At 65.9% G+C, this 12,150-nt stretch carries 9 protein-coding genes; 5 read left to right on the forward strand and 4 right to left on the reverse strand.

Going from position 1 to position 12,150, the window contains the following annotated elements:
* From GA0115259_RS42240 to GA0115259_RS28265, 4 genes are all read left to right on the forward strand, one after another.
* Positions 1–2,820, forward strand: a 2,820-nt coding sequence (locus tag GA0115259_RS42240; protein WP_237540553.1) for a phage tail protein, incomplete at its 5' end; no start/stop codon positions are given.
* Positions 2,821–2,834: 14 nt separating this feature from the next.
* Positions 2,835–3,524 (forward strand): hypothetical protein, encoded by a 690-nt coding sequence (locus GA0115259_RS39710; RefSeq protein WP_141716720.1) that lies wholly within the window; start codon positions 2,835–2,837, stop codon positions 3,522–3,524.
* An 881-nt stretch (positions 3,525–4,405) separates the two neighbouring features.
* Complete coding sequence (locus GA0115259_RS28260; protein ID WP_093602283.1) at positions 4,406–4,804, forward strand: PIN domain-containing protein; 399 nt, start codon at positions 4,406–4,408, stop codon at positions 4,802–4,804.
* 43 nt (positions 4,805–4,847) lie between these two features.
* Complete coding sequence (locus GA0115259_RS28265; protein ID WP_093602275.1) at positions 4,848–5,165, forward strand: helix-turn-helix domain-containing protein; 318 nt, start codon at positions 4,848–4,850, stop codon at positions 5,163–5,165.
* Positions 5,166–5,196: 31 nt separating this feature from the next.
* Here the strand turns inward: GA0115259_RS28265 and GA0115259_RS28270 are convergent, their stop codons facing one another.
* From GA0115259_RS28270 to GA0115259_RS28285, 4 genes are all read right to left on the reverse strand, one after another.
* The gene (locus tag GA0115259_RS28270; protein WP_093602277.1) at positions 5,197–7,272 is read right to left on the reverse strand and encodes an ATP-binding protein; all 2,076 of its coding nucleotides are present in this window, start codon (positions 7,270–7,272) and stop codon (positions 5,197–5,199) included.
* The gene (locus GA0115259_RS28275) at positions 7,265–7,987 is read right to left on the reverse strand and encodes a Pvc16 family protein (protein WP_093602279.1); all 723 of its coding nucleotides are present in this window, start codon (positions 7,985–7,987) and stop codon (positions 7,265–7,267) included. The genes GA0115259_RS28270 and GA0115259_RS28275 overlap by 8 nt, the downstream gene beginning before the upstream one ends.
* A gap of 22 nt (positions 7,988–8,009) precedes the next feature.
* Positions 8,010–10,049, reverse strand: coding sequence for a VWA domain-containing protein (locus tag GA0115259_RS28280; RefSeq protein WP_256098179.1), 2,040 nt, complete (start codon positions 10,047–10,049; stop codon positions 8,010–8,012).
* Positions 10,050–10,352: 303 nt separating this feature from the next.
* Complete coding sequence (locus GA0115259_RS28285; protein WP_093602281.1) at positions 10,353–10,982, reverse strand: helix-turn-helix transcriptional regulator; 630 nt, start codon at positions 10,980–10,982, stop codon at positions 10,353–10,355.
* Between the two features lie 216 nt (positions 10,983–11,198).
* On the opposite strand from GA0115259_RS28285, the gene GA0115259_RS28290 reads away from it, so the two are divergent.
* Positions 11,199–12,150, forward strand: a 952-nt coding sequence (locus GA0115259_RS28290) for a COG1470 family protein (RefSeq protein ID WP_093602287.1), incomplete at its 3' end; no start/stop codon positions are given.

Below are 12,150 nucleotides of genomic sequence, written 5' to 3' on the forward strand. Positions count from 1 at the left end.
AGGGGCCGCGCAGCCGAGGCCAAGCAGCTGTCGGCGGCGCAGGCGGGCGCGGCGGTGTCCGGCGCGCAGGCGATGAACGCCATGACCGCCGACCGCGGCGCCGCGGGCCGGGCGGTGGACAGCGGAAAGGGCGAGACGAAGTCGGCGGACGAGAAGAAGCGTGAACAGGTCACCGCCAGGCTTCAGAAGGTCTTCGACGCCACGCAGAAGGATGTCGAGAAGATCCTCGGCGATCTGGACGGGAAGGTCGACCGGCAGTTCACGGAGGGCGAGAAGAGGGCCCGGGACGATTTCACCGCCGACCACAAACGCCGGATGAGGGAGTACAAGGACCGGCGCTATTCGGGGTGGCGCGGCCCGTTCCGCTGGGGCAGGGACAAGCTGAAGGGCCTGCCGCAGGAGGGTCTGGACATCTTCAAGAAGTCACGTGAGCTGTATGTGACGAAGATGCAGGCGGTCATCTCCACGATCGCCGACACGATCGGCACCGAACTGGGCCGCGCGAAGGCCCGTATCGCCACGGGCCGCAATGAGCTGAAGGCGGAGGTCGACCGCCTCCCGGCGGATCTGCGGCAGTTCGGCGAGGAGGCGGCGGCCGATTTCGCGGGCAAGTTCGACGACCTGGAGTCGCAGGTCAACGACAAGTCCCAGGAACTGGTCCAGACCTTGGCCCAGAAATACACCGAGGCCCTCAACTCGGTCGACGAGGAGATCAAGAAGCTCGAAGAGGAGAACAAGGGCCTGATCGCGATGGTCGTGGACGCCGTCGTCGGCGTCATCCAGACGATCATGGAACTCAAGAACCTCCTGATGGGCATTCTCGCCAAGGCCGCGAGCGCCATCACAAAGATCATCAAGGACCCGATCGGCTTCCTCCGGAACCTGGTCTCCTCCGTCGGCGCGGGCCTGAACCTGTTCATCGGGAACATCGCCGATCACCTCAAGTCCGGCCTGGTCTCCTGGCTCCTGGGCACGGCGGTCAGCACTGGCCTGGCGATCCCTTCGCGCTTCGACCTGAAGGGCATCATCCAGCTCATCGCCTCGCTCCTGGGCCTGACCTGGGACAACATCCGCGCCCGCATCACCCGCAAGGGCGTCCCCGAACAGGCGATGGCCAAGGTCGAACAGTCCGTGCCGGTAGCCGGCGCCCTGGCCCGCGAGGGCCCCGCCGGCGCCGCCCAGGAAATCACCGCGGAGACGGGCGACCTCAAGACCACGATCCTCGACGACCTCAAGTCCTACCTCATCCCCACCGTCCTGATCGCCGGTATCACCTGGATCCTCTCCCTCCTCAACCCCGCGTCCGCCTTCATCCGCGCCGTCAAGGCAATCATCGACATCGTCACCTTCATCGTGACCCAGGGCGCCCAGATAGCCGCCTTCGTCAACGCGGTCCTCGACGCGGTCATAGCCATAGCCAACGGCGCCCAAGCAGGCGTCCCCAAGGCCATAGAAACAGCCCTCGCCACCAGCATCCCCCTCCTGATAGGCCTCCTGGCCTCGCTCCTGGGCATAGGCGGCCTGGCCAACAAGGTCCGCCAGGTCTTCCAAAAGGTCTCCCGCCCGGTGAACCGAGCCATAGACAAACTGGTCGACAAAATCGCCAAGGCCGGTAAGCGGCTCTGGTCCGATCTCAGGAAGAGGAGCGGAAGCAAGCGAAAGGAGTCGCCAGAAAAGCAGGATAGGGAAAAAGGTAAAAGAAAAGACCGGGAGATTCCAGAAGCGCTTTCCAGGGCTCGGCAAATCGTCGATTCAAGTGAATCTGCAGGTGCTGCTCCTGCAGATCTTCTGACCTCCTTGAACCCTCTCAGGATGAGATTTCCCTGGATTCGAGGATTCGAGTTCCATGGTTCCTATCCGTATTCGGTCTTCCTGCTGGCCAGTCGGCACAGAATCGGCAACTTCTCGCAAGCAGAAATAAAGAGAGTGAAGAGCGCGCACCAAAGGGCAGAGAAGAGCTACAAGTCTGCCAGGAAACTCTACCAACAAAGTAGAACCAAGAATGCGCTCGCCCAGGCCGGTGAAACCGAGAGGGCGGGAATAGTAAAATCCTACCGGGAAATCTCCGGCAAGTTTCATGCGGGAAGATATCCGGAGCTTGACTATCAGAATATTCTGAGGGATGTCAAGACTGCGCGATTCCCGGTCGCAGATCTCATTGATGCCTACGATGCTACGGTGATCCTGGCGAAGGATCTGGAACGTTCACTTCAGATGCTTAGGCAAAAAACACCACCGGCAGTCGGGGATGTAGTCGTCATCGTAGTCAACAAGGTTCGCATCCCGAGTGCAGTCACCGCAGTGGGTCAGAGTGACTTCACCAGTCAAGAGCTCAGCGACTACCGTGACGATGGCAAGGCAGGCCCTCCGGTTGATTACCCCATAAGCGGAAAATGGAGCACGTTTGTCCCTGACAGGGGATTTTTCAAACGGGGGCCCGCCTGGGAGGAGATGAAGAAACGGGACAGTTGGGCAGAGTACCGTGACGCTCGGCAGGTGCTGAGTTACCGAGCCGGTGCGGACGAACGCTATCCCGCGGTTCCCAAAGGTAAGAACTGGCACCACATACGTGAAGCAAATAACGGCGGACTCAACACAGTAAAGAACCTGGGGCTCGTGGACAAGAAGATCAACCAGGATGTCTTCAATAGGTGGTTCGAATCCCCTCAGCCGGGTACTGGTAACACACCCGTCCGGGATTACCTGGCCGACCAGCCCGACGAAGTGCATATGAGCTTCGGGATGGACTGTATACACGCCCACGGACTGTCTTTGAAGATGAAGAACACCGGAAGAGGGAACTATCAGGAGATTGAGTGATGCAAACGCTAGTCATGGTGCAGCTGCAAAGGCCAGCGCAAGGTGATGCGCTTCGTCTGTTTGATCACCACAGGGCTGAAGCACACACGAATTACCCGAACACCTGGGTTTTTCCCGGCGCTTCGATGCCGCCGGAAGTGGAAGAATACCTGCGTGCAGAGAAAATCGGTTTCACGTCCTTCTTCGAAATCCAACCGACAGCTACCGACTCCCCGGACATGTTGGCTGCATACCTCTGGCTCGGCTACTTTGAAGCCCTGCGCGAAGAGGAAGCCGATCTGTTACTGACAAGGCACACGGGTCTCCAGGAGATCATCGCCAGCACGCGATTGGCAAGGGAGCTTTCCGAGATCTCACCTGACATCAGGTGGAGGAACTTCGGCGACCGGCGAGGGTTCATGGTGCTGAATCCGGTGCCACAACTCCCCGACCCCGTCGTAGTGCCTCATGCCGTCTTTGTTTCTGAAGGTGAGACTGGAATTTGGGCCGTACGGAGCGATGGGAGAGAGCTTCTCACTTCTGGCAACCTGGAGTACCTTATGCTCTCAGGTATTGCCAACCCTACCCACTGTGCGGTTGATGGGCGCCTCCTCCGTTGGAGGCGAGGTCTCATCTTTGGTGGGCGCGTCCTTGCATTCCTTATGGAGCATGATGTCGTCGGCGTTCGTGGTTTACCGTCTTTTCTGGGAAGAACTGATCTCTGAGCTGATCTGGGAGAGCTTGACGCTATTCCCCTCTGTGAGGAGGTGCGCAATATGGCCCCAACTCCGAGTCAGGGTGGGGCCCTGGTTTCGTATTTTTGTCGAATTGCATGGATTGAGACTCGCCTAGCTGATGGGATAATGTCGACTGTCAGGTTTGAAAGAGTCGAGGTCCTTCGAGGCGACCTCCGGGTGTCCGGGTGTCCGCCAACGAGAACACCGTCGTCATGACTTGCAGAGATGCCCGCTCCAGAACCGAATTGTTGACGGTCTGCGATTCTATGCCGTGGTGGACAGCGTGTTTCTCCGGGACCTCGGCAACGGGTACTTCATTCACCCACCTTCCACAGCCGTGTCGTCGCCCTGTCCCTGTCGTCGCGGGCACCGTCCAGCCGGGCGGGCGGTCGACGATGCGGGTCGCCTCTTCGGGCAGAGGCTAGGGCCACACTTCCGTCTGGACGTCTCGGCTCCAGAATCCGGACCTGCCGTAATCCATGTAGGAGCTCCGTGCGTGATCGTCACAGCAGTGCGATCGGAGCCAGGTTGAGCGAGTACATTCGCTGGGTCTGCTGTTTGTGAAATCGATTGCTAAACTTGTCTCATGGCGGATGAGCAGGCGGGACCAGGGATTGGTGAGGGGCCGGCGAAGGCGATCAGTGTGTCGCTTCCTGAGGGCACTGTTCGGGCCCTCCGGGACAGTGCCGGTGGGCGTGGTGTGTCGGCGATAGTGGCTGCGGCCGTCGAGGAGCATCTGCGTAATCAGGCCACGCATGAGTACCTCGCGGAGTACGAGCAGGAGCACGGTGCCTTCACCGGCGAGGAGAAGCGGGAAGCCGCAGACGTCTGGGCGCGGGCCGAGGAGCGGGAGGGGGGCGCGAGGCCGGCTGACGGGTGGGGGAAGCCTCGTTCTGGACAGTCAGGGGCTGTCGCTCTACCTGGAGCAGGACCGGACGGTGTTGAACCTGGTCCGGTCGGCGCTGGACCGTGGGGCTGATCGCGTGGTCAGCGGCGCCACTCTCATCGAGGCCCAGCACGGTCGGATCAAGCGCGCTCACTGGAACTACGTCCTCTCGCAAGTGCGTGTGGAGCCGCTGAGCGTGGGGTGGTCCAAGGAGGCCGCGCAGTTGCTCCAGGAGACCGGACTGCACGGGCACAAGTACGCCATCGACGCGATGGTCGCCGTCACGGCGATGCATCAGTCCGGGCCGGTGGTGATGCTCACCTCGGACGTGGACGACATGGCCAAGCTCTGCGGAGGACGGGTCACCCTCGTCGCTGTCTGAGGCGTGGCGGGGCTGGTTTGAGTGGTTTCTCAGAAGGAGGGGAATGACCGGCTTCCATGCCTGGGACGACGTCAAGCGGGAGGTCTTCGATGCCGAAGACCTCGATGAGATCGCGGCTGGGGCTCAGCGCATGGTGGGCGAGGCCCGTGCGCACAAGCTGGCCGAGATGCGGAAGCAGCTCGGTCTTACCCAGAGTGAGGTGGCCGCTCGTATGCAAGTGAGGCAGGAGCGGGTGTCGGCGATCGAGAGAGGCAGTGCGACAGCGGCGGAGGTGGGAACGATCGCTGCCTATGTCGCCGCGCTCGGTGGCAGCTTGGAGATCGTCGCGAACTTCAATGGCACCCGGGTTGTTGTCGGCTGACGTGCCGGGACTGTCCGTCGTCGTGATGGGCTCAGGTCAGTAGGTCCAGGTATGGGCCGAACTCCGAGGCCAGGGTCAGGCGGCCCAGTTTTTGGTATTCGCGTTGGATCGCGTGGATCAGGGTGGGCATGGACACCGGGGTGGCTGATTCGGCCGATAGGTAGGCCGCTGTGACGGCTACTGAGCGGATGTTGCCGCCTGCCAGTTCGAAGGATTCGGCGCAGAAGTCGAGGTCGAGGTCGAGGTCGGGGGCGCGGGGGAGGGTTCGGCCCAGGGAGCGGTCCCAGAGGAGGCGGCGTTGGGTCGGGTCCGGGATGGGGAAGTCGATGACCAGGTCCAGACGGCGGGTGAAGGCGTCGTCCAGGTTGGCGCGGAGATTGGTGGCCAGGATGGCGAGGCCGTCGAAGGACTCCATGCGTTGCAGGAGATAGGCGCTCTCGACGTTGGCGTAGCGGTCGTGGGCGTCCTTGACCTCGGAGCGTTTGCCGAAGATCGCGTCCGCCTCGTCGAAGAGCAGGACGCCGTTCACGCCGGCCGCTTCGGTGAAGATGCGTTCGAGGTTTTTCTCCGTTTCGCCTACGTATTTGTCGATGACTGTTGCCAGGTCGACCGTGTAGAGGTCCAGGCCCAGATCGGCCGCGATCACCTCGGCGGACATGGTCTTACCGGTGCCGGAGTCGCCGGCGAAGAGCGCCGATACTCCTCGGCCGCGCCCACCGCCCGGCCGCATGCCCCATGCGCCGAGGACCTGGTCGCGGTAGCGGGCGCGGGCGGTGAGTTCGCGGAGCTGGGCGTGGGTGTCGGCGGGCAGGACCAGATCGGACCAGCTCACCGCGGGCTCGATACGGCGGGCCAGCCGGTCAAGGCCCGCGGCGTTCTGGGCGCGGGCGCCCTGCCGTACATGGTCGGAGGTGAGCGTCCCGCCGTCCAGCCGGGCCGTCTGTGCCGCGCCGCGTGCCGCGCCCTCGATCTGGTCCGGAGTGAGGAGGAACGGCGAGAGCAGTGCGGGGATGTCGAGGCCGGACGGTACGGGAGCGGCGTACGCGTCCTGCCAGAGCGCGGCCCGTACGGACGGTTCCACCCGCGGTGCGTGCAGGAGCAGCGGTGGACGGGCCGACCAGGCCGCGTCCCACGGGACCCGGCCGACGAGTACGGTGGGCAGCGGAGTACCGGTCAGCAGACGCAACAGTTCCGGCCGGTCGCGGGCCAGCGCGTCCAGCGGCGCGCAGACCAGCCCCGCCCCCGTCAGCCGCGCCTCGCGCACCAGCGCGCGTACCGCTTCGGCCGGCGTCGGGTCCTCGGTCAGCCGCGACAGATCGAGGCCCAGTACGCCACGCCCGGCGAGGCTCAGCGCGGACGCGGCCACCGCCGTACCCGCGCCGCCCTGGTCCTCACGGAGATACGCCAGGCCGATGCCCGGACCGAGCATACGAGCCAGCGGCCCGGGATCGCCGACGCCCTCGACGGCATGCCAGGGCGCCAGCAGATCCGTCAGCCGTGGATCGGGCGTGTCGTCGCCGAGCAGATGCATGGTGACCCGGTCGGGAACCCGTAACGCCCGCCCCAGAAAAGGACGTTCCGCCTCCTCCACCAGCAGTATTCCCCCGGAACGCAGCGGCGCGTGCGGGCCCAGCCGGGCACGGGCGCTCGCGTCGGCGGGCGAGAAGCCGCAGAGCCCGAGGGCGAGACCGATGGTCGGACGGCGGCGGGTCACATCGTCGTTGAGGTAGCCGTAGAACGCCTCGAAGCGGTCGTCCAGATCCGGTACAAGTGCGATGAGCAGGATCTCCACATCGAGAGGCGACAGGCCGAACTCCGTTGCCAGGGACGTCAGTCGGGACGGCGGCTCATCTGGCGCTGTCAGTACCGACGCCTCGCCCTGCTCCGGAACCGGGAACGTACGGCCTTCGTCCAGCAGCCGTGTGATCGTCTCCTCGGTGAGGTACAGGCCGCGGAACGCGTCGTCCGGATGGGGATCGGTGAGCTGACGCGCCTCGACCGCACGGCGGATACGTTGCTCCACGACAACGGCACGGGCCAGCAGATGCCTCAGGTTCGGGTCCTTGTGCTGCTGAAGCCCATCGTGCCGCTGAGGCTCGTCAGTCATCGCCTCTGGTTTCCGTGATACGGAGTGACAGGCCTGGGCGCGCGGTAGCGGCTTCGGGACCAGGCTCGGGCTCGGTGTCAGCTTTGCCGCCGTACACCGGCATCGGCCGCCTCGTACCCGTACGTCCCCGCCCCTCCGGAGCGTGATCCCCGAAGCGCGCGTGCAGTCCCTCGTCGCCCACCGGCGGTCCGGCCGGATACGTCGGCGACTCCGTCACCGGCACACTCACCACCAGATCCAGCGACGGCTTCAACTCCCCGCCGAGCGCGCTCCACACATCCGCGAAGGAGCGATCCTCCGGAGGAGGCAGCGCGATGGTCATCGGTACGGCGACCCCGATGTCCCCGAGGATTCCCGTCAACCGCTCGGGCGGCAGCGCCTCGTACCGCAGCAGACAGCTCAGGAGCGAGGAGAGCAGGCGGTGTTCGTCCTCGGGCCGCTTGGTCCAGGCCGTGATCAGATACGAGAGCTTGAAGAAGCGCGGCGGTCTGCGGCGGGCGACGACGGTGCCGCGTTCGTCGTACTCGTTGTACAGCCCGCGTTCGCGGCGTCGCATGTCCTCGCGGATGTCGTACAGATACAGATTGACCGTCGGCGCGTTGACCTTGGCGGCCCAGTCGCGGGTCGGTGCGTCGAACACCACCGCGATCTGGGCGCCTTCGAGTACCTCGGCCCTGAGCAGGGCGCGCAGCGTGTCATCGACCTCATGGATCACGACCGGACTCCCGTGACCCACATCATCCGCGCCCCGCGAAGTCCGGTGGCTGGAGCTTGCGTTGGACCACCAGCACCGGTTTCTCCAGCCGGTCGAGATCCGTGACGTCCGCGCGGAGCCGCCGCGGCCCGAGCCGGTCCTTGCGGAGGACCGGCATCTGCGCCTCGAACGTACCGTCACCGCCGACGGTCACCGGCGCTCCCGCCGCGGTGATGCCCGCGCTCCAGCTCAGCCGTACGCGTGCACCCGGCGGGTAGTCCGCGCCGCGCGCCAGGACGACCTGTCCCGGTGTGGCCACCGCCGGAGTGACCGTCAGCCTCGGCTGGAGGACACGCAGCCGCGCCTGGTCCCTGTTGCCGGCAGCTCGGCGGTCGGGAAGTGTGGCGACGACGCTCCCGTGCACGTCTCCGCTGATCGCCGTCCGGTACGTGGCTGTCTGCGTCACCTCGATCCGGCCGCCCGGCCGGATCGTGCACGGCGCGGTCGGCGTACAGCGGGACAGTCCCGCCAAGGTGCGCCTGCCGGGATCGGGCGTTCTGGGCCAGGCGGAGGTGAGGATGACACCGGTGGCCGTGTCCGGTCCCGCGTTGGTGAGGACGAAACGGGCGCGGGCGTCGCGTCCGGTGTACGTACGCTGCGGCTCGATCCGTACGTCCACGGCGACATCGGCCGTCGGCGGAAGAGGCGGCAGCGGCGGAACCGGCTGCTCCAGTACCTCCACCGTCGCCGTGTCGGTACCGGTGTTGCCGTTCGAGTCGGTGGCCGAGCAGGTGACCGTCGTACGGCCGACCGGGAAGAGCGAGCCCGAGGCGGGAGCGCACCGCGCGGGCAGCGGGCCGTCGTGGGCGTCCTCGGCGGTGGCGGTGAACGAGACGCGGGCGCCGTCCGGGTTCCTGGTCCGTACCGTACGGTCGTCCACGGTGACCACCGGTGCCTCGACGTCGTTGACGGCGATGCTGATCGTCTGCGTCAGCGCGGGATCGGGCACGGCCCTCGGGCCGAGGCTTCCTGTGCCGTCGGCTGAACCATCGGCCGTGCCACTTCCCGTACCGGAGCCCAGCAGGAACTGGACCGTGCAGGTCAGCGTGGTCCCCTGCGGAGTGTTCTCGGCGACCTCGATGGTCTCGTCGAAGGCCGCGGTCGCGCCGCTGGTGAGGTTTCGGACGGGCGGTTCGAGGGTGACGGTGAGGGCGGGATCGCAGCCTTCGAGCTGATAGCCGACGGAGGTGGGCAGATTGGTCAGGCCTTCGGCGATCTTGTCCGCCACCGCCTCCCCGTCGACATCGCTGAGCAGCGCGCCGTTGGTCGCGTCGATGACTTTGTCGGCCTGGCCGGGCGGGTGCAGCGGGTCTTCCACCTGGTCGGGATAGTCGGGGTTGTTGGCGTCGCCGGTTCCGTTGAGGCCGTCGCCTATCGCGGTGGCGATATCCACGCCCACGACCCTGATCCCACGGTCCTTCAGCGCGTTGATCGTGTCCGTGAGCGAGTGCCCCATGCTCGGGTCGTGGCTCGAAGCATCACCGACCAGCACGACCACCGGGCTCGCGTCCTCACGGAAGACGGTCCCCCCGTCGCTGCCGTGCGCGATCTGCCACAGCGCGTTGATCCAGTCCTCGGACGGTCCCATGCTGAACTCGCCACGGTGGGTGTCGAGTTCGTCGACGCCCGTCTGCACCGCGCCGAGGTCGTGCGTGAGCGGCTGAAGAACGGTGTAGACCTCGCCGTTGTCGGCGTCGACCTCTTGGTCTCCGTACGTGGCCACGGCGAAGCGCGAGTCCGGCTGCTCCTCGCGCACCCTGTTGGTGATCACCGGGAGGTTCTGCTGAATTCTCGCGATCGCCGTGTTCATGCTGTAGGTGCCGTCCACCAGCAGCACGATGTCGGGCTTCGGCGGGATGGCGGGCGTACGGACCTGCTTGTCGACGGCGAGGACGCCGCCCGGGTCGAGCTCCTCCTCCACCACGGCCGGTGTGACGGGCGGTTCGGGAACGGCCGCGGCCGGCGTGGCGGCGGAGCTGGACAGGCTGCCGACCGCCAGCAGGAGCAGTACGAAGGGCAGCACGCGCAAGGCGGGCGCGATACGCGGTCGGTGCGCCTGCCGTGGCCGCCCCGACCACCGTGTCCGGTGTATCCGTGACGTCCGCGGGAGCCGCGCCCGTGCCGATCGCCGGAATCGCTGAGACCGCCGCACGGAACCCTCCCCAGATCGGCACGCCGGCCCTCACCATCCCCTGCTCGCGCCCCCGGCGGGCAGAGAGGCGCGAGTCAGTCCTGCGGGAACCCAGCTCTGCCCTTTCGGGCAGTGGTTCCGAGCCGTACCGCGAGCGGTTGGGCCGACGGCAGATGACGGCACACTGATGGTGCGTCAGATCAGCCCCTGACGCAGCGCGTACGCCACCGCATGAGAGCGATTACGCAGTTGCAGCCGGGTCATCACCGCGTGCAGCACGTTCTTTATGGTGCGTTCCGAGTAGGCGAGCTTCATCGCGATGTCGGCGGTGTCGTACCCCTCGGCGACCAGCCGCAGTACATCGATCTCCCGCGACGACAGGCCCGTGAAGTGCAGACCACGAGGCCCGAGCACCTGTCCCTGCAATTTCCCCACCTGTTCGAGCAGCTTGCCGAGGAGGTCGGCGGGCACATGCCCTTCCCCGTTCGCCACCGCGACAATGACCCGTACGAGATGGTCGGGCGTCGCCTCCGAGCGCCGCACCACACCGGCCACACCGCACTCCGCGGCGCTGACCAGCTTCTGTTCGTCTATCTCGGTGGCGACCAGCACGCCGCGGGAGGTACCACTGCGCTGGATGTTGCGCAGCATCCGCAACGCTTCGTCATCGATCACATCCACCACCACTACGACCACTTCCGGAGCGACCTCTTCCTCGTCGCCGCCGGCCAGTCTCACCTCCGGTCTGGTCCGCAACTGGCTCGCCACCCCGGCCTGGGAGATCGGATCCTGCGCGCATAAACCGACGATGGTACGTTCTGTCATGAATTTCCCCCTCTGCATATGCGAACCGATGGCGTCATCATGGGCGGAACCGGACCTGCGCGGCTTCGGTCCCAGTTGCCATACGCATCGGTAGCTACTCCTTTCCCACCAACGGCTGAGACGAAATCAGCTCCCACTGGATGGGCACCACATCTGCCCGAAAGTGTTCCTGTCCGGCCGCTGTTCGCGACTGTGAGCGGTCCTACCGTGCGGGCCATGAGTGTTACGGCGAGCCTCGACGCAACGACTGTCACCGCCGAGCCGGGCGTGGCGACGGACGTACCCCTACAGATCCTGAACTCCGGCAGCACCGTCGAGGAGTACCGCTTCGAGGTGGTCGGGGCCTGCTCGGCCTGGTCGACGGTGGAACCCGCGACTCTTTCCCTCTATCCGGGCGCCTCCGGTACCGTCGCCCTGCGGCTGAGCCCGCCGCGCGATCCGTCGGTGCCCGCGGGTGAGACTCCCTTCGGTGTACGTGTGTTGCCGACGAGCGAACCGGGCGAGGCGGTGGTGCCCGAAGGCCGGGTGACCGTGGCGCCGTTCACCGAAGTGACGTCGGAACTGGTACCGCGCGGCTCGACCGGTGCCCGTCGCGGCAGACATCAACTCGCCGTCGACAACCGGGGAAACGCTCCGGTGACCGTACAACTGAGCGCACGTACGGGCTCGGAGCGCGCGCGGGTCGACTTCGCCGCCAAGGAACTGGTGATCCCGCCGGGACACGCCGACTTCGGGAAGTTACGGGTACGGTCGGCCAAGCGGATCTGGCGCGGAACACCGGTGACGCATCAGTTCCAGGCCTTTGTGGCACCGCAGTCGACACAGTTGACGGACAGTCAGCAAGTTGGTGAGGAGGACGGTCGGCAAGATGAGGTGTCGTCGTCACCGCCCTTCGAACCGCTCGTCCTGGACGGCTCGTACGAGCAGCAGGCCATCCTGCCGCGCTGGCTGCCTCGTGCGGTGATCCTCGCGGCGGTGGTGGTCCTCGCGGCGGTCGGCCTCTGGTACGGGCTGCTCCGGCCGGCGGTGAAGTCGACGGCCCGCGAGGCGGTGACTCCGGAAGTGGTCGCGTCCGCCGCGCAGCGGACGCCCTCGCCGGACGCCGGAGCCGCGAACGGCGGCAACGGCGCGGCGAACGGCGGCTCGACGGACGGCGCCGACGGAGGCG

The organism is Streptomyces sp. MnatMP-M17, assembly GCF_900091995.1.
GTDB lineage: Bacteria > Actinomycetota > Actinomycetes > Streptomycetales > Streptomycetaceae > Streptomyces.

Excerpts from the sequence above, each read along its gene's own strand:
- GA0115259_RS39710 (WP_141716720.1), top strand. The coding sequence starts at position 2,835 with ATGGTGCAGCTGCAAAGGCCAGCGCAAGGTGATGCGCTTCGTCTGTTT.
- GA0115259_RS28265 (WP_093602275.1), top strand. The coding sequence starts at position 4,848 with ATGACCGGCTTCCATGCCTGGGACGACGTCAAGCGGGAGGTCTTCGAT.
- GA0115259_RS28270 (WP_093602277.1), bottom strand. The coding sequence starts at position 7,272 with ATGACTGACGAGCCTCAGCGGCACGATGGGCTTCAGCAGCACAAGGAC.
- GA0115259_RS28285 (WP_093602281.1), bottom strand. The coding sequence starts at position 10,982 with ATGACAGAACGTACCATCGTCGGTTTATGCGCGCAGGATCCGATCTCC.